This is a genomic window from Mesorhizobium sp. M0522 (genome assembly GCF_040321085.1).
In the GTDB taxonomy this organism is placed as follows: Bacteria; Pseudomonadota; Alphaproteobacteria; order Rhizobiales; family Rhizobiaceae; genus Mesorhizobium.
On record NZ_JAMYQW010000022.1, the window covers coordinates 1 to 20,922 of the forward strand.

The window sequence follows — 20,922 nt, forward strand, 5'->3', positions numbered from 1 at the left end:
CAACAGGAAGAACAGCAGAGACACCGACGCGTCGAAATAGGCGTGGTCGCCATGGGTGATCGTCTCATGGAGGCTCATCGCATAGGCCAGCGACACGCCGACCGCGATCGGCACGTCCATGTTCATGCGGCCGTGACGCAAGGCATTCCAGGCCGACTTGAAGAAGATGCCGCCGGCGAAGGCGAGTGCGGGGATGGCGATCAGTGCCGAGACCCAGTGGAACAGGTCGCGGGTCGCGCCCTCGGCACCGGACCAGACCGAAACCGACAGCAGCATGATGTTGCCCGCCGCAAATCCGGCAACAGCGACGGCGCGGATAAGCTCCGAGAGCGTTTTGTCCTTTTCACCAATCTCGGGTTCGAACAAATGCGCCTGGTAACCCAGCCGCCCCAGCATGGCGACGAATGGTGGGGCCTCGTCCCCGCGCCACCGGACCGAGACCCGCTTCGTTGACAGGTTGACGCGAGCGGCCTCGACGTGATCGAGTTTTGACAACGCCGTCTCGATTGTCTGGATGCAGGCTGCGCAATGAACCGTCGGAACTGAAAGATCGGTCTGGCTAAGGCCATCGCCAAGCGACCGGCTCGCCAGCTTGATCTCTTCGCTGGACGGCAGGACGGATGTAGCGTTGCCCAGATCCAGCGCCATTTCCGCGCCCGGTGCACAGCAGCTCATTTCAGCGCACCATCGGAGATCATGATCCTGCGCACGTCGTGGAAAGGCCTTGCCAGACCGGCATCGGCGTCGATTTCGACGATCCACACACCGTCCCTTGGCATGTGCTGCACTGCAAACTCGTGGCCCGAGGCGGCGGCGAGCGTGATGGACTCATCTTCTTTCTCGTAAGCGGGATGGCGAAACAGCACTTTGACGCCATGCAAGGGAACCCCCTTGCCGGCGGCGTCGGTGACGCCATAGCGGACTTCGCCCCATGCAATGGTCAACTTGCCGGTCCAGCCGAGGGCTGCCTGCGCGCGCCCTTCCTCGGCCTTCCTGTTGAATTGCTGGCTCGCCACATAGGTGTTTTCGACGACAAGCCCGGTCCAGCTTGTATTGGCAAGCGTCGCCATGGTCAGATTGACCGCGATGACCACGCCGAAAAAAGCAAGGATGATGGCCAACATGTGCCTGCCGGTGAATTCCCGGGATTTTCGCGTGGTGGCGTTCATCTGGCGATCTCCGGCGCGTTGAAGGTGGCGGTGTATTCGTTGGACTCGAAACTCGCTTTGTCCTCGACCCGGAGTGTGAAGGTCTGCGCTGCGCCATGGATCTGATCAGCAGGCAGGCGCACGAAAACCTTCAACATCTTCAGGCGGTCGGGTTCGACCTGGATCGCAAAAGAGCGATCGGCAGGGAGGTCGACACCAACGATGCTCATCTCTGCGCCTGGCAAACCCCCAATGCTGACGACGATCGTTCTTGGTTCGGGGATCATGTTCAGCAGCTTGACGGTATAGCCATTGCGGATCGAGCCGTCGGACAGCGTCACGAATTGTGGATTGCGGTCGTGCAAAACATTGATCTCGAGCCGGTCGCGCGTCAGCAGCGAAAAGAGCAGACCCAGGCCGATCAGCGACCACATGGCCATGTAGACATAGGTGCGTGGCCGAAAGATCTTGCGGACATGGAAATGCGCCACCCTGTCCGAAAACAGGCCGTCAGCGGTCCTGACCAATGACGGATTGACCGAACAGGCGCCGCCCGCGGTCGCCAGCATCATGTTGGCATTGTAGTCGGAGAGTGTCGCGTAGGAGATCAAGCCGCGCTCCTTGCCGAGCTTGTCCATGACGCCGTCGCAGGCGTCGATGCAGAGCGCGCAGGTGATGCATTCGAGCTGCTGGCCATCGCGAATGTCGATCCCCATCGGGCAGACAGCCACGCAGGCGTTACAGTCGACGCAATCGCCGACTGACTGTCCGGCGGCCTGGACCTTCTTGGTGTGGCGCGTGCGCGGTTCGCCGCGCCAGTCATTGTACGTGACGGTGAGCGAACTTTCGTCGAGCATGGCCGCCTGGATGCGCGGCCACGGGCACATATAGGTGCAGACCTGCTCGCGCATCAGCCCGCCGAACGTATAGGTCGTCGCTGTGAGCACAGCGACGGTGATGTAGGCGATAGGCGCTGCCGTGCCGGTGAAGAGTTCGACGAGCAAGGTCGGCGCATCGGCGAAATAGAAGATCCAGGCGCCGCCGGTCGCTGCACCTATGATCAGCCAGATGGCGTGTTTCGACATTCTCAGCGCGAGCTTGCGGGCGGTCCAAGGCCCGGCATCGAGCTTCATGCGCGCGTTGCGGTCGCCCTCGATAGCTCGCTCGACGACCAGGAACAGATCGACCCACACGGTCTGCGGACACGTATAGCCGCACCAGGCACGACCGACAGTCGACGTAACCAGGAAAAGACCGACGCCGGCCATGACCAGAAGGCCGGCCACATAGTAGAATTCCTGCGGCCATATCTCGATGAAGAAGAAGTAGAAACGCCGGTTGGCGACATCGAGCAGCACGGCCTGGTCAGGGGCAAACGGGCCGCGGTCCCACCGCAGCCAAGGTGTCAGATAGTAGATACCAAGCGTGACCGCCATTGCCAGCCATTTGAATCGGCGAAAGCTGCCCGAGGCCCGCTTCGGGAAGATCTTCTTGCGCGCGGCATACATCGGCTGTCGCACTTTGGCGGAGTTGACCGCCTCGGCTTCGAGCCGTTCTACCTGCGTATTGTCCAGCACTGGTTTCTCCCGTCGCGCAGCTTTGATTTCGCCGGGCAAATGTTCTGACTGGGCACAGGCAGGTCAGCGAAATACAGCGTCGAGCGGATTTTGCTGCCGACTGGATTGCGCCGCGTTGATGCAGGTCAATCGCCTGGCCCACGGAAAACAAATCGAGCCCCGGCAGAGCCGGGCCTCGTCGCTTCGGCGGTGAGGGCCGGAGAATAGGCCCCCGTTCCTATTCTCCACCGCCTAGCGAATGCACGTAGACCGCCAGCTCCTTGATCCTGGTTTCGCCCAGGCGCGCCCCCCAGGCCGGCATCACGCCTTGTTTCGGCGCTGTGACCTGGGCGGCAATGGCCGTTTCGCCCGATCCGTAGAGCCAGATGGCATCGGTCAGATCAGGAGCGCCGAGCTCCTTGTTGCCCTTTGCGTTGTCGCCGTGACAAGCAACGCAGTTTTCCGCAAAAACCTTGGCACCGGGCGCCACCAAAGATTCGTCGCTGACGGCTTGGGACAGGCCGGCAATATAGGCGCTGACCTGTTTAATCTGGTCGGCAGTGATAATGTCGCCAAAGGCTGGCATTTCCGAAAGTCGCGTATCCGGATCGGATGCGAAGCGGATACCATGCGTGACCGTCTGCTGGATCTGATCCGCCTTGCCGCCCCACAGCCAGTCATCGTCATTGAGGTTGGGGAAGCCCTTGGAGCCCTGGGCCCCGGAGCCATGACATTGCACGCAATTGACCTTGAACGCGGCGCCACCAGCGGCGATCGCGAATTCGCGCAAACCATCGTCCGCCGCGATCTCCGAAACACTCTTCGATTCTATCGCCGCGACATATTTGCCCTTCGCCGCTTCAGCCGCCGATAGCTCGTTCTTGACTTCGTTGCGGCTCGAATAGCCGAGCACGCCCGTTGTTGCCGAATGCAGCAAAGGCCATGCCGGATAGGCGATGGTGTATCCGATTGCCCAGACAATGGTGGCGTAGAAGGTTACGACCCACCAGCGCGGAAGCGGGTTGTTCAGCTCCCGAATGCCATCCCATTCGTGGCCGGTGGTCGAAATGCCAGAGATTTCATCGATCTGCTCGTCGCTCATGATCACTCGTCCTCAAGGGGAATCCGGGCAGCTTCGTCGGCCAACTTGCGGCTGCCGGGGCGCAGGGCGAAGGCAATTGCGCCGACAAAGAAAAGCGCCATGGCGACCAGACCCCAGCTGTCGGCAAACTCCCGCATCAAATCGTAATCCATGGATAAAACTCCTCAGCGGTAGCCGGCGGCTTCGTCGTAGTTCTTGAAATCGACCAGCGTGCCGAGCATCTGCAAATAGGCGACGAGGGCGTCCATTTCGGTGACCTGTTGCGGGTTGCCGTCGAAGTCGCCGATCTTGGCTTTGGGGTAGCGGGCTTCGAGGCCGGATGTGTCGGCGTTGGGATCAGCCTGCGCCATCAAGTCGGCGCTGGCGTGTGCGATCATGTCGTCGCCGTAGGGGACACCGACACGGCTGTTGGCGACCAGATGCGTCGAGAAATCCTTCACCTCGATCGGCGTGTCTTTCAGGAACGCATAGCTCGGCATGATTGATTCAGGCACCACCGAACGAGGATCCGTAAGGTGCTCGACATGCCATTGATTGGAATAGCGGTCGCCAACCCTGGCGAGGTCCGGTCCGGTGCGCTTCGATCCCCATTGGAAAGGATGATCGTACATCGACTCGGCCGCCAGACTGTAGTGACCATAGCGCTCGACCTCGTCGCGGAACGGTCTGATCATCTGGCTATGGCAGAGGTAGCAACCCTCGCGCACATAGATGTTGCGCCCGACAAGTTCGAGCGGCGAGTAAGGGCGCATGCCCTCGACCTTCTCGATCGTGTTGTCGAGATAGAAGAGCGGTGCGATCTCGACGATGCCGCCGACAGTCACCACAAGAAGAGAGCCGATGAGCAGAAGCGTGGCGTTCTTCTCGATCAGTGCGTGTTTGTCCATCAAGCCCATTGTCTGGCTCCTTATTCGGCAGGCTGCAGGACGGGCAGGGAGCCCGGCATCGGCTCTTCCTCGCGCTGGTAGCCGAGGATGGTCATGGCGATGTTCCAGGCCATGATCAGGGCGCCGGAGAGGTACATGGCCCCGCCGATGGCGCGCATGACATAGTAGGGGTGCATGGCGGCCACGGTTTCGGCAAAGGAGTAGACCAGGAAGCCCTGCTCGTCGTATTCGCGCCACATCAGGCCCTGCATGATGCCGGACACCCACATGACGGCCGCGTAGACGACGATGCCGAGCGTCGCCAGCCAGAAGTGCCAGGTGACGAGCCGCAGCGAATAGAGACGTTGGCGGTTCCAAAGCTTCGGCACCATGTAATAGATCGCGCCGAACGAGATCATCCCAACCCAGCCGAGCGCACCGGAGTGCACGTGACCTATGGTCCAGTCGGTATAGTGCGACAGCGAATTGACCGTCTTGATCGACATCATGGGACCTTCGAAGGTCGACATGCCGTAGAAGGCGATGGCCATCACCATCATGCGGATAATCGGATCGGTGCGCAGCTTGTCCCAGGCGCCCGACAGCGTCATCAGGCCGTTGATCATGCCGCCCCATGACGGCATCCACAGCATGATCGAGAACACCATGCCGAGTGTCTGCGCCCAGTCGGGCAGGGCGGTGTAGTGCAGGTGATGGGGGCCGGCCCAGATGTATAGAAAGATGATCGCCCAAAAATGGACGATCGACAGCCGGTAGGAATAGACCGGCCGGTTCGCCTGCTTGGGCACGAAGTAATACATCATGCCGAGGAAGCCGGCGGTGAGGAAAAAGCCGACGGCGTTGTGGCCGTACCACCATTGCGTCAGGGCGTCCTGGACGCCGGAAAAGGCGGAGTAGCTCTTGGAACCCAGGAATGAGGCCGGCATCGACAGGTTGTTGACCACATGCAGCATCGCGATGGTGACGATGAAGGACAGGTAAAACCAGTTGGCGACGTAGATATGCGGCTCCTTGCGCTTCAGGATCGTGCCGAGGAACAGGATGAGATAGGCGACCCAGACGATGGTCAGCCAGATATCCACATACCATTCGGGTTCGGCGTATTCGCGGCTCTCGGTGATGCCGAGCAGGTAGCCGGTCGCGGCCATGACGATGAAGAGCTGGTAGCCCCAAAACACGAACCAACCGAGATCGCCGCCGAACAGCCGCGCGCGGCAGGTGCGCTGGACGACATACAGGGACGTGCAGAGCAGCGCATTGCCGCCAAAGGCGAAGACGACGCCCGACGTATGCAATGGCCGTAAACGGCCGAAGTTAAACCAGGGCTGAATGTTGAGATCGGGGTAGGCAAGTTGCAGCGCAATGACGACGCCGACCAGCATGCCGACGACACCCCAGAACATGGTGGCGATGGCGCCATAGCGGACTGGCCCATCCATGTAGGCGGACGGGTCGATCGGAGCAGCCACTTCGAAATTCGTGTTGCGGATGAGGATGGCGACAAAGCCGAGCAGCACAAAAAACAGTACCCACATATGCTGCCGGAATGGCTCGTCCACACCGAACCCGGCTGCCACAAGGGCCGCAAATGTGAACAGGCCCAAGGCGAAGATTTGCGTGCCGAACTTCATGACCTGTCCCCGACCTCGGATTGGGATGCGCGGATACCAATCCGCTTGACACCAATTCAGCAGTCGCGTCGTCGCTGCCTTGATCCATGTCAAAGCCATTTGCTTTTGGATTGGGCAGCTTCGAACTCGCAAACGATCAGGAGGCTTTCATTGGACGGGGAGAACGAGCGGAAATCGTCGCTGTTTGAAGCCCGCCGCGAGATTTCCATGCCGGTCGGACGGTTCGATCGAGAGTTCCTCCCTGGCGCTGTGATGAAACGTGCCCATGGGGAAAAGCTGCGGCTTTGTGACGCCTTGGAAAAGATCGCCGATACGTTGCCGGCCGCAGATCGCCTGAAGTGTATTGGCGTGGCCAACGCGATCGTTCCGCTGTTGCGCAACATTCACCGATACGAGGAGACGGTTATCTTTCCGGCCTACGAGGCTGCTTTGACTGGCAGCGATTCCAACCTTGCTTCAACTCGTCGATTGCGCGCAGAACACGTCGAGGACGAATGCTTTGCCAGCGAGGTGACTGAAATCCTGCTGGCGATCGGCCATGGCGAGACAGTCGAGAATGCCGAGGCTGTCGGCTTCATGCTGCGCGGCTTATTCGAAAGCTTGCGCCGGCATATCGCCTTCGAACGCGAGCACGTCTTGCCGATGATCGGGGTCGTCGATACCGGTTAGGCGCCGGAGCGTCGCTGCAGCCGGCTCATGTTCTCCACAGTCATGTGCCGGTTGTTGTCGATCCGGATTACGCTGTCTGTTCTCAGCCTGGTCAGTTGGCGGCTGACCGTCTCGATCGTCAAGCCGAGAAAATCGGCGATGTCGGCGCGCGTCAGCGGCAGGTCAAAGCTTGTCGACTGGGCCGCCGGGTCAAGCGTGGGATCGATATTCCTGGCGATCATCAGGAGAAAGCTCGCCACCTTTTCCGCAGCACTCTTGCGCCCCAGCGTCACCATCCAGTCTCGTGCTTCGTCTAGTTCATTGAGCGTCTGCTTGAAGAGACGATGCTCGAGCTGTGGCGATTCCTTCATCATGCGTTCGATGGCGGCTTTTGGAAAGGAACACAGGGAAACGGTCGTTGCGGCTTCGGCGTTGATCGCGCTCTCCACCTTGAAGGGCCTGCCCAGGAAATCGGGGGCAAACTGGAGGCCGACAATCTGCTGGCGTCCGTCCGACAGGCTCTTTGTGAGCTTCACCACGCCGGAAAGTACGTTCGAATAACGGTCGACGGTCTGGGTGTCACCAATCAGTTCTGCGCCCGGTTCAACGGTGTGCTTCGATGAGGTCTTGGCGAGGCCCACCAGTTGATCGGGATCGAGCGCGCCGCAGACGCCATGGTGGCGCGCTTCGCATGATCGGCAAAGCACTGGAATGCCGGTGCTGTGAATATCCTGACGCACTGTCATCATGATCGTCCGAGGACCCAAAGTGCCGGCAAGATAGCATCGGCGGCAGGAAAATCCTTGCGGCAGTTTGTCCACCGCGGACTTTGACCGAAATCAAGGCTACCGGCCAGTAATGTGGGCAACGTCGGGCCATGCAAAGTGGAGCGGATAGAGACGTGCGGCCAGAATTAGTTGCCAGACTTGGTGAGAACGTGCCGCGCTATACGAGCTACCCGACAGCGCCGCATTTCAATGCAAGCGTCGATGCTGCCGTTTGTCGGGGCTGGCTGCAGGCGCTCGACGAGGGCCACGAGATATCGCTCTATCTGCACATCCCGTACTGCGACAAGCTTTGCTGGTTCTGTGCCTGCCATACCAAGCAGACACGCCACTACGAACCGGTGACCACATATCTTCGCTCACTGCATGCCGAGATCGCCACCGTCGCCGGTCTTGTCGCAGGCAAGGGCCGCGTGCGTGCCGTCCATTTCGGCGGCGGTTCGCCAACGATGCTCAAACCGGAGGATCTGGTGGCGCTGGGAACCGCCCTGCGCAACAGCTTCACCTTTCTTCCCGGCGCCAAGATCAGCGTCGAAATCGAACCCAATGATATGGACGATGCCCGCCTCGACGCACTCGCCGAAATCGGCATGACCCGTGCGAGCCTCGGCGTCCAGGATTTTGACCCGAAGGTGCAAAAGGCAATTAACCGCGAGCAGAGCTTTTTGCAGACCAAAGCGGTAGTCGACGGCGTTCGTTCGCGCGGCGTCGAATCGGTCAATCTGGACCTGCTCTACGGCTTGCCACACCAGACCAGGGAGAGTGTCTCCTCCACCGTCGCGCAGGCACTGACCCTGGAACCGGACCGGATAGCGCTTTTTGGCTACGCCCATGTGCCGTGGTTCAAGAAACATCAGACGATGATCGACGAGGCATGGCTGCCGGGTCCGGCAGAGCGGTTTGCTCAATCGCAACTTGCGGCGCGGGCGATCGTGGACCAGGGATACGAAGCAATCGGGCTCGACCATTTCGCCAAACCGGGCGATGCCCTCGCGCTTGCCGCCCGCGCCGGAACACTGCACCGGAACTTCCAGGGCTATACCGAGGATCGCTGCGAGACCTTGATCGGCCTTGGCCCGTCATCCATCAGCCAGTTTCGCCAGGGCTATGCACAGAACATGCCTTCGACCGCCGAGTATGGACGCATGGTTGCTGATGGCGGGCTGGCCGCTGTTCGGGGTATCGCGCTTTCCGACGACGACCGTGTTCGCGGCTGGATCATCGAGCGATTGATGTGTGACTTCGCCTTCTCGGCGATTGAGCTGGTGGAGCGCTTTGGCGAAGCCGGCCAAAGACTTCTCCTCAAGGCGAGTTCCACGGCTCTTCATGGTCCTGCGCGGCTGCTTGAACTTTATGGTGACCGCTTCGTCGTGCCGGCGGAAAGCCGGCCCTTTGTCAGAAGCATCGCGGCGAAGTTCGACAAATATTTCGAAACCGGTACAGCCAGGCATTCCGTAGCGGTCTGAACGATCGCCCGTTCAGAAATGCTCGCCGGCCTTGAATGGGCCAATGCGGGTGCCGGCCGCGATCAGATAGGCGGTCGACCAGCCAATCAGAAGAAATCCGTTCACGCCCTCTAGAGCCGCGAGGACGCGCCATGCGTGAGCGGGCACAATGTCGCCGTACCCGACGGTCGAGAAGGTGATGGTGGAAAAGTACAGCGCGGTTTCGAAGTCAGGAAAGATATCGAGCAGCCGGTATAGTCCTGCCCAGAGCCACACCTCTGCGGTCATGATGGCAAAGAGCCCCATCACCACGCTGATCATCGCAACGATGCGGCTGCGGCGCCCGTGCATGCGAAACCGGGCGACCAGGTGACCCATCACATGTGTGACCACGATCAGACCAAAGGTGTGAACCAGGACCGTAAGGCTAATGACGACGGTGCCGATGAGCAGATTGAGGATCATCTTCGGAAGGTAGAGATTGCTGCGGTGCCTTCCTTGCTCGAAATCAAACCGGCAGGTTTCGCCTATGCGGTGCAGATTGTCGACCGGGTCAGGAACCGCTTCTCCCGCCCGTTATCCAGCGAGAACATGCCACCGCGACCCGGCACCACGTCGATGATGAGATCGGTATGTTTCCAAGCCTCGAATTGCGACGCACCGATGTAGAACGGCGCGTCGCCGATGTGGCCGAGCAGCACGTCCTGGTCGCCCACGATGAAGCCGATACGCGGATAGCACATCGGCGAAGAGCCGTCGCAGCAGCCGCCGGATTGATGAAACAGCACCGGACCGTGCTCGGCGACAATCTCGGCGATCAGTTCAAGGGCTGCCGGTGTCGCTGTGACCTTCGCTCGCATCATGTTTTCCGATTTCCAGCCTTTGGCGCGGCCCCCTCGCGGAGCCGCGCCTGTGGGTCAAAGCGGCGATCAGAAGAAGCCGAGCTTCTTCGGGCTGTAGCTGACCAGCATGTTTTTGGTCTGCTGGTAGTGGTCGAGCATCATCTTGTGCGTCTCGCGGCCGATGCCGGACTGCTTGTAGCCGCCGAAGGCCGCATGCGCGGGATAGGCGTGGTAGCAGTTGGTCCAGACGCGGCCCGCCTGGATCGCGCGGCCGAACCGGTAGGCGCGGTTGCTGTCGCGTGTCCAGATACCGGCGCCGAGGCCGTAGAGCGTATCGTTGGCTATGCTGAGCGCTTCGTCGTCGTCCTTGAAGGTCGTGACCGAGACCACCGGTCCGAAGATCTCTTCCTGGAAGATGCGCATCTTGTTGTGGCCCTTGAACACCGTCGGCTTCACGTAGTAGCCGCCGGCGAGATCGCCGGGCAGGACGTTGCGCTCGCCACCGGTCAGCAACTCGGCGCCTTCCTGGCGGCCGATGTCGATGTAGGCCAGGATCTTTTCCAACTGCTCGGATGATGCCTGGGCACCGATCATCGTTGCCGGGTCGAGCGGATCGCCCTGCACGATCGCCTCGACACGCTTCAGCGCACGTTCCATGAACCTGTCGTAGATCGATTCATGAATGAGCGCGCGGCTCGGGCAGGTGCAGACTTCGCCCTGATTCAGCGCGAACATGACGAAGCCTTCGATCGCCTTGTCGAAGAAATCGTCGTCTTCGGCGACAACGTCCTTGAAGAAGATGTTGGGCGACTTGCCGCCCAGTTCCAGGGTGACGGGGATCAGGTTCTGGCTGGCATACTGCATGATCAGCCGGCCGGTCGTGGTTTCTCCGGTGAAGGCGATTTTGGCAATGCGCGGCGACGACGCGAGCGGCTTACCGGCTTCGAGGCCGAAGCCGTTGACAATGTTGAGCACACCCGGCGGCAGCAGATCGCCGATAAGATCGGCCCACAGCAAGATGGCAGCCGGCGTCTGCTCGGCAGGCTTCAGCACGACGCAGTTTCCGGCGGCAAGCGCGGGAGCAAGCTTCCAGCAGGCCATCAGCAGCGGGAAGTTCCACGGGATGATCTGGCCAACCACCCCGAGCGGCTCATGGAAATGATAGGCAACGGTATCGTCGTCGATCTGCGAAAGGCTGCCTTCCTGGCCACGCAAGGCACCGGCGAAATAGCGGAAATGGTCGATGGCTAGAGGCAGGTCGGCGGCGGTCGTTTCGCGGATCGGCTTGCCGTTGTCCCAGGTTTCGGCAGATGCGAGAAGATCGAGGTTTTCCTCCATGCGATCGGCGATGCGATTGAGGATGAGTGAGCGCTCGGCCACGCTCCTGCGCCCCCAGGCGTCCTTGGCGGCATGGGCAGCGTCTAAAGCCGCCTCGATGTCCTGGGCATCCGAGCGACCCACCTCGCAGAGCAACTGACCATTCACCGGCGAGAAGTTTTCGAAATAACGGCCCGAACGCGGCTCGGCCCATTTGCCACCGATGAAATTGCCGTAGCGCTTGTCGAAGGGCGCCTTGACCGGGCGTGAGAATTCTACCTTGTTCATGTGTCTTCCTCCGCAAAGCTGGCGCCGCGGAATGCGACGCTTCGGGAAGACACTTGCGATCTCCCACCGCTATTGCCAATGCGCCGGGGACAGTGGGCGGGCGGGTGTGTCGCAGAATTGCGACAGTCACGCGACGTTTCAAAAGTCAGTGGGACCTGTGGACGTCCAGGCGGTTGAGTTTGCGGTGAAGCGTGGCGCGACTGATGCCGAGCGCATGGGCCGCGGCCGAGACATTTCCGTCTGCCCGCGCCAGCGCCCGCTGCAGAACGCCGCGCTCCGCCTCGGCGAGGACTTCGGGGCGGCTCTCGGCCCAACCGAGCAGATCGGCCGCAGGCATCGGCTTGTCGAGACACTGTTGCGTAATTCCAAGCGCCAGGCGAGCCGAACGGGTCGCGCCGACCACAAGGTCGTCCGCATCAACCGCGATCAACGCGCCGGAACCCTTGTCGGGCACCGGCGCCAGCAGAATGCGCGCCTTGGGGAATGCCATTTTGAAGTTCTCGGCCTCGATCCGACGCGCCGCGTCGACGACGGCCATGGAAATAAGCTTGGAGAAGACCTCGGTCAGATCAGCCCGGCAGGAAGACACGTCAAGGGCAGCCGCAAGGTCTCCACGGTAATCATAAATCGGAGCCGTGGTGCAGCTCAGCCCGGTGTTGCGCGTGTGAAAATGCTGATCACGGTGGATCGTCAGGACGCGCTGTTCCACCAGACAGGTGCCGATACCGTTGGTGCCCTCGCTCTCCTCGTTCCAGACGGACCCTGTCCATAACCCCCAGGAACGAAACGTCTCGTCGTCCACAGGCGCGCCGCGCCGTTCGACCGGCACGCCGTCGCGATCGGCGAGCAGGACGCAGCATCCAACGCCGCCCACCGCAAGATAGAGCCGGTCCAGGCTTGATTGAGCAACCCGGACGAGCGGCCCGATGCGTTGCCGGGCCTCTCCCAATTCCGCCTCTGTCAGATAGCGTGGGGGGCTGCAATCGGCCGGATCGAGCCGGTGCAGACTGGAAGACCGTCGCCAGGAAGCGACCAGCGCGGACTTCGCCGCCGCGTCCGAAGCGATCGCGGCCTGAACGCGGTCGGCGTGATGACCGGATAGATCCTCACCCATGCTTGTCCTCCCAGAACCCCAGCTCTCTTCCTGTCGGCTACTAAACCACGGCTGCTTCAAGGCAAGCTAACGCTGGTGTCCTGCCAAGTTCCGCTTTCGATCACCGCACTGTCAATTCGACAGAAGAACCAGACATCCGCTATGTTTTCCTGTCAGTCAGTGACGTTGGCCAATGGGTAGTCGTCCTCGCCTGTGCCCCCCACACACACACTCTCTCTCTCTCTCTCTCTCTTCCAGGCAACTGTTCGGCTGATCCCCGCAAGCCTACCGGTATGAACTGGGCATTCATTGATCCATAGCAAAGACGGCTGACCATAATCAGCTGCGGGATCGTGCGGAACAATACGGGAAGCTTTCTGATTGTGGCCTCCAAAACCCAACAAATCAACGCTTTCGGCACATCCTCCGGGCCCACCAAATTATTACATATCAATATCGGCTCATCGTCCACGGGTGGCCATCGACAGCCGTTCGTTGACAGCGTACGAGCGAACGCCGATGTCGGCGATACCGAAACAGTTCAGGTGCGCGGAATGTTTCTCGATATACGCTTGCGCGTGCTCGACGCTGTCGAACAAATAGACCCGCCCGCAACATCTCGATCGGGCGCCTCGGTCCACACTTCCAGATCAGCCCGGGCTCATTGATTCTCTGACGGCTGGTTGAAGGCGACAGTATGCTTGCATTCAGCTCAAGGCGTGGCCGGCCAATCCATAGACCCAAGGCCCATTGTCTTGCCGGTTCAGGAAGCGGCGCCCTTTGGACATGGTCGTAACGGTCTCGGCAATGCCGAGGCCGCTCTGCTGGAGAAACGCGGCAAACACGCCATCCTTCTCGCGGGTGTCGACGCGGGCGAATCGTCCTGCCAGTTCCTTCAGATGCAGGGCTGTAAGATGGACCGCGTCGAGATCGTTTCGCGCGACCATGGGGCCGATCACGTGACCACGACCGAACTCGCGACACATGGAATAGCCGACGATTTCGCCGCCGCGGCTCAAAGTGCAGATTGAGGCATCCACTGCGAGCAACGCGAGCAGCCTCTCGCGGTTTATCCCTAACGCGCGCGTATCCAGCGGAGTGATGTCCTTAAGCCTGTCGCTCGACAGCGCCTGCAATTCACCGTTCAAGGCCGGCATAGCCGGGAGTGTTTGTGGGACCTCCCCCTGGCGCTGATATACGATCGCCTCGGTCGTGAAGCCGAGTGAAACGTAGAGGGGGTAGGCAGCATGGGTCGCGTTGAGCGCCAAATTGCGATCGCCGCACTGCTCAAGGACTAGGTCCATGAGCCATCGGCCGCCTCCTTGCGCTTGTGTGCGTGGCGTTGTGATCACCAGGCCAATGGTGGCAAAGTCGTCCCCGTGGGGAAACCACATCGCGCTCCCGAAAACGCGTCCAATACCATCAACGGCAACAATGCCGCGTCCGGCACGGCGCAGAAAGTCCCAATCCTTCGGCCGGTGAGGCCAGCGGACTGAGATCGACAGCGCGTGCAGCAGCTTGACGTCGACATCATCAATGTCCCGCGCGACCAGTTCGAAGGATTTCAGGCGTACTGATCTCTGCATCTCAATCGATCCGCTCCTTCAACGAATGCGCAAGGCACGCGGTGTTGATCCTGTCATCGATCGCCATGTCGCGACATACCTCTTTTGCCGCAGCATTATACGGGAAAGCCAGCAGGTTTCGCTGGTTCGAGGTGCTTTTTCGCAATCTTCGGCCAAAGCACGACGCAATTCGGCAGGGAACACTGCTGCCTGCGGATAGGCTGGTTGCACCCGGTGATAGTGTGCAAGCAGAGCGGACCGCCATGAACGTGGAAGAAATCCTCGCGACCCTGGTTGCATTTCCCTCTGTTGTGGGCACGCCAAACGGCGCGATCGTCGATTGGATCCGCGACTACTGTCAGGCGGCCCGAGCCGAGGTGACGGTCCTCCCCGGCCCCGAGGGTGACCGGTCCAACCTTTTCCTCACGATCGGCCCGCGCCAGGGTCGGGGCTACATCATCTCCGGGCATATGGATGTCGTCCCGGCCAGCGAGCCGGAATGGAGCTCGGACCCCTTCGTTCTGCGCCGCGAGGGCGGCAGGCTTTACGGCCGCGGCACCTCCGACATGAAGGGCTTCCTCGCCTGCGCATTGGCGGCGCTCCCAGGACTTGCGGCGATGAACCTGCGGCAGCCAGTTCATCTCGCATTCTCATATGACGAAGAGGCTGGGTGCCGTGGTGTGCCGCATCTCCTAGCCGCGTTGCCGAGCTTATGCGAGAGGCCGCTTTGCGCGATTGTCGGCGAGCCGAGCCGGATGCAGCCCGTGCGCGCGCACAAGGGGAAGGCTGCCGCGCGGCTCGAGGTGATCGGGCGATCCGGCCATTCCTCACGCCCCGATCTCGGACTCAACGCCGTGCACGCCATGGCCGGCGTCATCGCGCACGCCGTGGCCTACGGCCAATCCCTCGCCGACGGGCCGCTCGATCAAAATTTCGAGCCCCCGTATTCTTCCTTGCAGGTGGGCGTCATCGCCGGTGGACAGGCGGTCAACATCATCGCTGGCCACTGCACAGCCGATATCGAGGCGCGCGCCGTGCCCGGCGTTTCTCCAGCCTCCCTGCTTGAGCCGGTCAAGGCCCGGCTTTTCGCTCTGCGAGACAGCGGCTTCGATGTGGCGTGGCATGAGTTGAGCACCTATCCCGCCCTTGCGCCCGGCAACGGGAGCGAGCTAGCGGCCGTTCTGACGGAGCTGACGGGGCAGGAGCCGCTGACAGCTGTGAGTTACGGCACGGAGGCCGGACTTTATCAGCAGGCCGGCATCGATGCGGTCGTTTGCGGACCCGGCGACATCGACCGTGCCCATCGTCCCGACGAATATATCGAGATTGGTGAACTCGCCGCTTGCCGGAAGATGATCGAGGGGCTCGGCGCGCGTCTTGCGGCCTGAAGGAAGGGCGGTCACCATGGCGTTTCTTTTCAATTCCGATGCGGCGCGTGCTGCGGTCTTCCGCGAGATCTTTGCGCGCCAGCTCCCAGATCTGGAATTCGTCCATTCCGGGGACGAGATGGAGCCGGAGAAGGTGCGCTATCTCATCACCTGGACGGTGCCGGACGAGATCTCGCGCTACCGCAATCTGGAAGTGCTGTTTTGCATCGGCGCGGGCGTCGACCAGTTCAAGCAGGACGTGGTGCCAAGCCATGTGAAGCTTGTGCGCATGGTCGAGGACGGCATCATACGCATGATGCAGGAATACGTCGCGCTCGGCGTGTTGACTCTCCACCGCGAGATGCCCGCCTATCTTGAGCAGCAGAAAAGATGCCTCTGGCAACCGATTGCCGCTCGACAGGCGGCCGAACGCCGGGTTGGCTTCCTCGGCCTTGGCATGCTGGCCCAGGCGGCTATCGAGCGCTTGAAGCCCTTCCAGTTTCCGCTTGCCGGGTGGGGCCGCAGCGAAAAGCGGATAGAGGACGTCGCCTGTTTTCACGGCACGGACCAACTCGCGGGCTTTTTGAAGCAAACGGATATTCTCGTCTGCCTGCTTCCGCTCACGGAACAAACGCACGGCATGCTCGATGCAGAGTTCTTCGACTTACTGCCCGTCGGGGCGCAGCTGCTGCATGTCGGCAGGGGTCCGCAACTGGACCAGGCCGCGCTGATCAACGCGCTCGACACCGGTCACGTATTTGCGGCGATGCTTGATGTCACCGATCCAGAACCGCTCCCGGAAGACCATCCGCTGTGGTCGCATCCGAAGGTGATGATAACGCCGCACATCGCCTCGGTGACGCAACCGCATACGGCGGCACAATCCGTCGTTGACAACATCCGGCGCCACCGCGCCGGAGAAGAACTGATCGGCCTCGTCGATCGGACACTCGGCTACTAACCAGGAAACATCACATGTCACTTCTGATCACGATCGACACAGTTCCAGACTTCGCGCCGAAGGAGGCACTACCGGCTCCGGAGCGGCTCATTTCCGGCAATCCATCCTTCAAGACCTGGGCGCAGGATGCCTCGAAGGGAGAAAAGGTGCTCACCGGTGTCTGGGAGGCGACGCCCGGCGAGACGCATTCGATCAAGGGCACGATCTACGAGTTCTGCCACATCGTTTCGGGTCTCGTCGAAATCGAGGAGAAGGGCGGTGAGACCAAGACCTACCGCGCCGGCGACAGTTTCGTGATGAAGCCTGGTTTCGTCGGCGTCTGGCGCACTATCGAGACCGTGCGCAAAATCTACGTCTGCGTTTATGACTGAGTTCAGTGCTCAAGGTCCGGCCGAATAGCGCGCGGCGGTTCCAGAACAATCGGCTTTCCAGGTTCCGCCTGACGCGATTCGACGCCGTCGGAGAGCTCAACCTCGACGGAAAATGCGGCGGGCGGTCGACTACTGTTCCGGTGACGCCAGTGCGAATGAGGACCTCCATCAATGAAGACCTACAAGATAGCGCTGATCCCCGGCGACGGCATCGGCAAGGACGTGACGCAGGCGGCATGGCAGGTGCTGCAGGCGGCGGCTAAGCAGGGCGGTTTCGCCCTTGATGACACAAGATTCCCGTGGTCGTGCGCCTACTACCTGGAGACCGGTGCAATGATGCCGTCAGACGGCATCGAGACACTTCGAAAATTCGATGCGATCTATCTCGGCGCTGTGGGTTGGTCCGCGGAAGTGCCCGACTCGGTATCGCTTCACGGACTGCTCCTGCCGATCCGGAGAGGGTTCACGCAGTACGCCAACATACGACCGCACCGGCTGTTGCCGGGCGTTCAGGGGCCGCTGCGCTCCGATGGTTTCGATATCCTGTGCATCCGCGAGAATACGGAAGGCGAATATTCCGGCGCCGGTGGGCGCGTTCATTCCGGCACGGCCGATGAGGTCGCGGTAGAGACTGCGATCTTCACGCGTACGGGTGTCGAACGGATCATCCGTTTCGGTTTCGAACAGGCGCGGGCGCGTCGCAGGAAGCTCGCATCTGTCACCAAATCCAACGCGCAGAAACACACCATGGTTTTCTGGGATGAGGTCACGCGCGAGTTGGCAAAAGACTATGCCGATGTGGAGGTCTCGCACTACCACATCGACGCCATTGCCGCCCGTATGGTCCTGGCGCCGGAAAGCCTCGACGTAATCGTCGCATCGAACCTTTTCGGCGACATCCTCACCGATATTGGAGCGGCCATTCAGGGCGGGCTGGGTTACGCCGCCTCCGCCAATATCAATCCCGATCGCAGCGCGCCTTCCATGTTCGAGCCGGTCCATGGTTCGGCGCCCGACATCGGGCATCTCGGTGTCGCCAATCCGATCGCCACGATCTGGTCCGGTGCGATGATGCTCGAGCATCTGGGTGAGGGGCAGGCTGCGGCAGAAGTGATGTCCGCAATCGAGTCCGCAACCGCGCGGGGGATTGGCACGATCGCTGGCAAGGACAGGACTGAAACAATCACGCAGGCCGTGCTGGCAGGATTGATCTGAAAAAGCAGAGGAAAGACCATGAATGCGATGACGAAGATTGGCATGTTCAACGATTCCGACCTTTTCCGCCAGCAGGCGCTGATTGGCGGTGTCTGGCGGGATGGCGAAACGAAGGGCGTGGTCGATGTCATTGACCCTGCCAGCCAAAGTGTTCTCGGCACTGTTCCCGCAATGGGGGAGAACGAGACGAGAGCCGCAATCGGCGCCGCGGCTGAGGCCTTCAAAAGCTGGAAGAAGAAGACCCATGCCGAGCGTGCAGGACTTCTGGAGCGCTGGCACGACCTCATTCGTCAGCACGAACAGGATCTCGCGCTCCTGCTTACGCTGGAACAGGGCAAGCCGCTTGCCGAGGCGGTGGATGAAATCCGCTACGGCGCATCTTTTGTGAAATGGTTTGCGGAGGAGGCGCGCCGGATCGGTGGCTCGACCATTCCGTCACCCACGGCCGATCGCCGCATTCTGGTGCTGAAAGAACCTGTCGGCGTCTGCGCCATCATCACGCCGTGGAATTTTCCCAACGCGATGATCGCACGCAAAGTGGCACCGGCGCTGGCCGCAGGTTGTACGGTTGTCATCAAGCCGTCGGAATTTACGCCATTCTCGGCGCTGGCGCTCGGCGTTCTGGCGGAACGGGCAGGTATCCCTGCCGGCGTGATCAATATTGTAACCGGCATGCCCATCGAAATCGGCAACGAACTGATGGCCAACGAGACGGTGCGCAAGATCTCGTTCACCGGTTCGACCCGCGTCGGTGCGCTACTCATGCGTGGCGCGGCCGATAGCATCAAGCGGCTGAGCCTGGAGCTTGGCGGCAACGCACCCTTTATCGTCTTTGACGACGCCGATCTGGATAAGGCAGTTGAAGGGGTGATCGCATCCAAGTTCCGCAATGGCGGTCAAACCTGCGTCTGCGCGAACCGGATTCTCGTGCAGGAAGGCGTTTACGATGCTTTCGCCGAAAAGCTGAGCCAGCGCGTCACGCGGATGAAGGTTGGCGCAGGGACCGACGAGGGCACTGAGATCGGCCCGATGATCAACGCGGCCGCGATCGACAAGATCGAGCGTCACATCGCGGATGCACGGGCGAAAGGTGCGCAGATCATCGCCCAAAGCGAGACGATGCCGGAGGGTAAGCAATATGCACGGCCCGTCGTGCTGGGAGAAGCTACTACGGGGATGCTCCTGGCATCGGAAGAGACGTTCGGTCCGGTGGCGCCGCTTTTTCGCTTCGAGACGGAGGAAGAGGCCATCGCCATTGCGAACGGTACGCCGTTCGGCCTTGCCGCCTACTTCTACACCGACAACCTCAAGCGCTCATGGCGTGTTGCCGAGGCGCTGGAGTTCGGTATGGTCGGGCTCAACACAGGCATGATCTCGACCGAGGTTGCGCCTTTCGGCGGTGTCAAGCAGTCGGGAGTGGGGCGCGAAGGATCGCAGCTCGGCATCGAGGAATATCTCGAGGTCAAGGCGCTTCATGTTGGCGGGCTTAACTAGTTATCTTGCACGCAGGTGGAAACACTTGCAGCCCTAAAGCGTTGGAACCACAAGAAAGGGGCGGTGAAAACCGCCCCTTTCTCTATTGCGACCAGTGAGCATTAACGTTTTGGGAGCGCCTCAGTCTGGTGTGACTGCGCCAGCAAACAGACGTTCAGGCGAATTCCCGAACGGGCTCCAGTCCGACGGCGCCGGCCAGACCGCCGATATCCTTGATTTCGGTATATTCGTAGAAGGGGTTCGCAGGCTCGTGGCCGCGGTTCACCCAGACCTTGCTCTTGATACCGAGATCATAGGCGGTCATGAGATCGTAGCGAAATGAGGACGACACGTGCGTAATGTCCTCCGGGCCGCAGCCTAGTTTGTCGAACATATATTCGAAGCCCTTCATCTGCGGCTTGTAGGCGCCCGTCTCTTCGGCCGTGATGACCATGTGAAAGGGCGCGCCGAGTTTCTCCACGTTCGACATGATCAGGCTCTTCATGGAGTTCGACAGGATCACCAGCGGAATCTCCTTGGCCACCTTGGCCAGGCCCACCGGGACATCCGGGTGCGGACCCCATGTCGGCACTTCCGCATAGATGCGCTGGGCATCCTCGGGCCGGAATGCGACGCCGTTGCGCTTGCAGGTCCGTTCCACGGCACTGTGCACGACCTCGACATAGGGCTTCCAGGCGCCAAGGACCTCATCGAGGCGACAGGCCGAGAAATCCTTGATGAACTGCGCCATCCCAGCTGGGGAGAGCTGCGCGCCGTATATGCGTCTCGCCGCGCCGGCCATGTCGAAGTTGGTCAGCGTGCCATAGCAGTCGAAGGTGATGTATTTCGGTCTGAACTGGGTCATGGGCGTCGATCCTTCCGATCCTGTCGGCACTGCGTGCCTTTTACAGCAAGGATCATAATGAGGACCGGAGAAGGCTAGTCGCCGCATTCGATGCGCCCTGAAGCAGATTGTTTTGTATTGGGTGAGAGCTTTGGCAGAGAGTTGCGCCTGAGTTCGTTTCGGGCTTCGGCGGGAGCGCGATCCTTCAGCCGTGCGTCGGCATAAAATGCGGCGCCGGCGGCAAAGCAAAGTCAAAACGCCTATCGCTCAGGTTCTGGTCGGGAAGAACTGCTGTCCGCAGCAGCCTATCTTGGGCCTAGAGAATTCAGGCCCGGAATGAACCATGACCGCGCAGCAGATCACGCTGGAAAACGAGCTGAAGGA

General features: G+C 60.8%; 22 protein-coding genes. 7 read left to right on the forward strand and 15 right to left on the reverse strand.

The annotated features are described in order from the left end of the window. From NKI58_RS21705 to ccoN, 7 genes are all read right to left on the reverse strand, one after another. A partial coding sequence (locus NKI58_RS21705; protein WP_352828682.1) for a heavy-metal-associated domain-containing protein occupies positions 1-675 on the reverse strand: 675 nt, incomplete at its 3' end. Continuing rightward, positions 672-1,169, reverse strand: coding sequence for a FixH family protein (locus NKI58_RS21710; protein WP_352593963.1), 498 nt, complete (start codon positions 1,167-1,169; stop codon positions 672-674). The genes NKI58_RS21710 and NKI58_RS21705, both read right to left, overlap by 4 nt. Next, on the reverse strand, positions 1,166-2,725 hold the full coding sequence (ccoG, locus tag NKI58_RS21715; RefSeq protein ID WP_352593964.1) for a cytochrome c oxidase accessory protein CcoG: 1,560 nt from the start codon (positions 2,723-2,725) through the stop codon (positions 1,166-1,168). The genes NKI58_RS21710 and ccoG overlap by 4 nt, the downstream gene beginning before the upstream one ends. Positions 2,726-2,942: 217 nt before the next feature. Then, positions 2,943-3,806, reverse strand: a complete 864-nt coding sequence (gene ccoP / locus NKI58_RS21720) for a cytochrome-c oxidase, cbb3-type subunit III (RefSeq protein ID WP_352593965.1) — start codon at positions 3,804-3,806, stop codon at positions 2,943-2,945. Positions 3,807-3,808: 2 nt separating this feature from the next. Continuing rightward, positions 3,809-3,958, reverse strand: a complete 150-nt coding sequence (locus NKI58_RS21725; protein WP_352593966.1) for a cbb3-type cytochrome c oxidase subunit 3 — start codon at positions 3,956-3,958, stop codon at positions 3,809-3,811. Between the two features lie 12 nt (positions 3,959-3,970). Further along, complete coding sequence (gene ccoO / locus NKI58_RS21730) at positions 3,971-4,702, reverse strand: cytochrome-c oxidase, cbb3-type subunit II (RefSeq protein ID WP_352578058.1); 732 nt, start codon at positions 4,700-4,702, stop codon at positions 3,971-3,973. An 11-nt stretch (positions 4,703-4,713) separates the two neighbouring features. Further along, entirely contained in the window at positions 4,714-6,324 is a 1,611-nt protein-coding gene (gene ccoN, locus NKI58_RS21735; RefSeq protein WP_352593967.1) for a cytochrome-c oxidase, cbb3-type subunit I, read from the reverse strand. Between the two features lie 252 nt (positions 6,325-6,576). Between ccoN and NKI58_RS21740 the strand changes: the two genes are divergently transcribed. Further along, positions 6,577-6,993: a hemerythrin domain-containing protein gene (locus tag NKI58_RS21740; protein WP_352594022.1), complete on the forward strand. Its 417-nt coding sequence runs from the start codon at positions 6,577-6,579 to the stop codon at positions 6,991-6,993. On the opposite strand, the gene NKI58_RS21745 is transcribed toward NKI58_RS21740, so the two are convergent. Then, on the reverse strand, positions 6,990-7,718 hold the full coding sequence (locus tag NKI58_RS21745) for a Crp/Fnr family transcriptional regulator (protein WP_352593968.1): 729 nt from the start codon (positions 7,716-7,718) through the stop codon (positions 6,990-6,992). The two genes, NKI58_RS21740 and NKI58_RS21745, sit on opposite strands and share 4 nt — an antisense overlap. A gap of 155 nt (positions 7,719-7,873) precedes the next feature. On the opposite strand from NKI58_RS21745, the gene hemN reads away from it, so the two are divergent. Beyond that, positions 7,874-9,223 (forward strand): oxygen-independent coproporphyrinogen III oxidase, encoded by a 1,350-nt coding sequence (gene hemN / locus NKI58_RS21750; RefSeq protein ID WP_352640981.1) that lies wholly within the window; start codon positions 7,874-7,876, stop codon positions 9,221-9,223. A gap of 12 nt (positions 9,224-9,235) precedes the next feature. On the opposite strand, the gene NKI58_RS21755 is transcribed toward hemN, so the two are convergent. The 6 genes from NKI58_RS21755 to NKI58_RS21780 all read right to left on the reverse strand — a co-directional run bounded on the left by NKI58_RS21755 (position 9,236) and on the right by NKI58_RS21780 (position 14,328). Beyond that, positions 9,236-9,667 (reverse strand): potassium channel family protein, encoded by a 432-nt coding sequence (locus NKI58_RS21755; RefSeq protein WP_352593970.1) that lies wholly within the window; start codon positions 9,665-9,667, stop codon positions 9,236-9,238. 62 nt (positions 9,668-9,729) lie between these two features. Continuing rightward, on the reverse strand, positions 9,730-10,062 hold the full coding sequence (locus NKI58_RS21760) for a DUF779 domain-containing protein (protein WP_352455633.1): 333 nt from the start codon (positions 10,060-10,062) through the stop codon (positions 9,730-9,732). A 69-nt stretch (positions 10,063-10,131) separates the two neighbouring features. Then, on the reverse strand, positions 10,132-11,649 hold the full coding sequence (adh, locus tag NKI58_RS21765; RefSeq protein WP_352593971.1) for an aldehyde dehydrogenase: 1,518 nt from the start codon (positions 11,647-11,649) through the stop codon (positions 10,132-10,134). A 145-nt stretch (positions 11,650-11,794) separates the two neighbouring features. Next, the gene (locus NKI58_RS21770) at positions 11,795-12,763 is read right to left on the reverse strand and encodes a helix-turn-helix domain-containing protein (protein WP_352594023.1); all 969 of its coding nucleotides are present in this window, start codon (positions 12,761-12,763) and stop codon (positions 11,795-11,797) included. A gap of 440 nt (positions 12,764-13,203) precedes the next feature. Further along, on the reverse strand, positions 13,204-13,383 hold the full coding sequence (locus tag NKI58_RS21775; protein ID WP_352593972.1) for a YdhR family protein: 180 nt from the start codon (positions 13,381-13,383) through the stop codon (positions 13,204-13,206). A 66-nt stretch (positions 13,384-13,449) separates the two neighbouring features. Next, positions 13,450-14,328 carry a GNAT family N-acetyltransferase gene (locus NKI58_RS21780; RefSeq protein ID WP_352593973.1) on the reverse strand — a complete coding sequence of 293 codons (879 nt, stop codon included), beginning with the start codon at positions 14,326-14,328 and terminating at the stop codon, positions 13,450-13,452. A gap of 242 nt (positions 14,329-14,570) precedes the next feature. Here NKI58_RS21780 and argE point away from each other — a divergent pair, with 242 nt between their 5' ends. The 5 genes from argE to NKI58_RS21805 all read left to right on the forward strand — a co-directional run bounded on the left by argE (position 14,571) and on the right by NKI58_RS21805 (position 19,715). Next, the gene (argE, locus tag NKI58_RS21785; protein WP_352593974.1) at positions 14,571-15,695 is read left to right on the forward strand and encodes an acetylornithine deacetylase; all 1,125 of its coding nucleotides are present in this window, start codon (positions 14,571-14,573) and stop codon (positions 15,693-15,695) included. Positions 15,696-15,711: 16 nt separating this feature from the next. Next, positions 15,712-16,635 (forward strand): 2-hydroxyacid dehydrogenase, encoded by a 924-nt coding sequence (locus NKI58_RS21790; protein ID WP_352593975.1) that lies wholly within the window; start codon positions 15,712-15,714, stop codon positions 16,633-16,635. Between the two features lie 14 nt (positions 16,636-16,649). Beyond that, positions 16,650-17,006 (forward strand): cupin domain-containing protein, encoded by a 357-nt coding sequence (locus NKI58_RS21795; RefSeq protein WP_023678793.1) that lies wholly within the window; start codon positions 16,650-16,652, stop codon positions 17,004-17,006. 171 nt (positions 17,007-17,177) lie between these two features. Continuing rightward, a complete protein-coding gene (locus tag NKI58_RS21800) occupies positions 17,178-18,221 on the forward strand; it encodes a tartrate dehydrogenase (RefSeq protein ID WP_352827547.1) in 1,044 nt (347 codons plus the stop codon). Positions 18,222-18,239: 18 nt separating this feature from the next. Then, complete coding sequence (locus NKI58_RS21805) at positions 18,240-19,715, forward strand: NAD-dependent succinate-semialdehyde dehydrogenase (protein ID WP_352593977.1); 1,476 nt, start codon at positions 18,240-18,242, stop codon at positions 19,713-19,715. 154 nt (positions 19,716-19,869) lie between these two features. On the opposite strand, the gene NKI58_RS21810 is transcribed toward NKI58_RS21805, so the two are convergent. After that, positions 19,870-20,559 carry a haloacid dehalogenase type II gene (locus NKI58_RS21810; protein ID WP_352593978.1) on the reverse strand — a complete coding sequence of 230 codons (690 nt, stop codon included), beginning with the start codon at positions 20,557-20,559 and terminating at the stop codon, positions 19,870-19,872. Between the last annotated feature and the right edge of the window lie 363 nt (positions 20,560-20,922).

Bases quoted from the DNA above. Each gene is read 5' to 3' on its own strand.
- NKI58_RS21710 (WP_352593963.1), bottom strand. From the start codon at position 1,169: ATGAACGCCACCACGCGAAAATCCCGGGAATTCACCGGCAGGCACATG.
- ccoP (WP_352593965.1), bottom strand. From the start codon at position 3,806: ATGAGCGACGAGCAGATCGATGAAATCTCTGGCATTTCGACCACCGGC.
- NKI58_RS21725 (WP_352593966.1), bottom strand. From the start codon at position 3,958: ATGGATTACGATTTGATGCGGGAGTTTGCCGACAGCTGGGGTCTGGTC.
- ccoO (WP_352578058.1), bottom strand. From the start codon at position 4,702: ATGGGCTTGATGGACAAACACGCACTGATCGAGAAGAACGCCACGCTT.
- ccoN (WP_352593967.1), bottom strand. From the start codon at position 6,324: ATGAAGTTCGGCACGCAAATCTTCGCCTTGGGCCTGTTCACATTTGCG.
- NKI58_RS21740 (WP_352594022.1), top strand. From the start codon at position 6,577: ATGAAACGTGCCCATGGGGAAAAGCTGCGGCTTTGTGACGCCTTGGAA.
- NKI58_RS21745 (WP_352593968.1), bottom strand. From the start codon at position 7,718: ATGACAGTGCGTCAGGATATTCACAGCACCGGCATTCCAGTGCTTTGC.
- NKI58_RS21755 (WP_352593970.1), bottom strand. From the start codon at position 9,667: ATGATCCTCAATCTGCTCATCGGCACCGTCGTCATTAGCCTTACGGTC.
- NKI58_RS21760 (WP_352455633.1), bottom strand. From the start codon at position 10,062: ATGCGAGCGAAGGTCACAGCGACACCGGCAGCCCTTGAACTGATCGCC.
- adh (WP_352593971.1), bottom strand. From the start codon at position 11,649: ATGAACAAGGTAGAATTCTCACGCCCGGTCAAGGCGCCCTTCGACAAG.
- NKI58_RS21770 (WP_352594023.1), bottom strand. From the start codon at position 12,763: ATGGGTGAGGATCTATCCGGTCATCACGCCGACCGCGTTCAGGCCGCG.
- NKI58_RS21780 (WP_352593973.1), bottom strand. From the start codon at position 14,328: ATGCAGAGATCAGTACGCCTGAAATCCTTCGAACTGGTCGCGCGGGAC.
- argE (WP_352593974.1), top strand. From the start codon at position 14,571: ATGAACGTGGAAGAAATCCTCGCGACCCTGGTTGCATTTCCCTCTGTT.
- NKI58_RS21790 (WP_352593975.1), top strand. From the start codon at position 15,712: ATGGCGTTTCTTTTCAATTCCGATGCGGCGCGTGCTGCGGTCTTCCGC.
- NKI58_RS21795 (WP_023678793.1), top strand. From the start codon at position 16,650: ATGTCACTTCTGATCACGATCGACACAGTTCCAGACTTCGCGCCGAAG.
- NKI58_RS21800 (WP_352827547.1), top strand. From the start codon at position 17,178: ATGAAGACCTACAAGATAGCGCTGATCCCCGGCGACGGCATCGGCAAG.
- NKI58_RS21805 (WP_352593977.1), top strand. From the start codon at position 18,240: ATGAATGCGATGACGAAGATTGGCATGTTCAACGATTCCGACCTTTTC.
- NKI58_RS21810 (WP_352593978.1), bottom strand. From the start codon at position 20,559: ATGACCCAGTTCAGACCGAAATACATCACCTTCGACTGCTATGGCACG.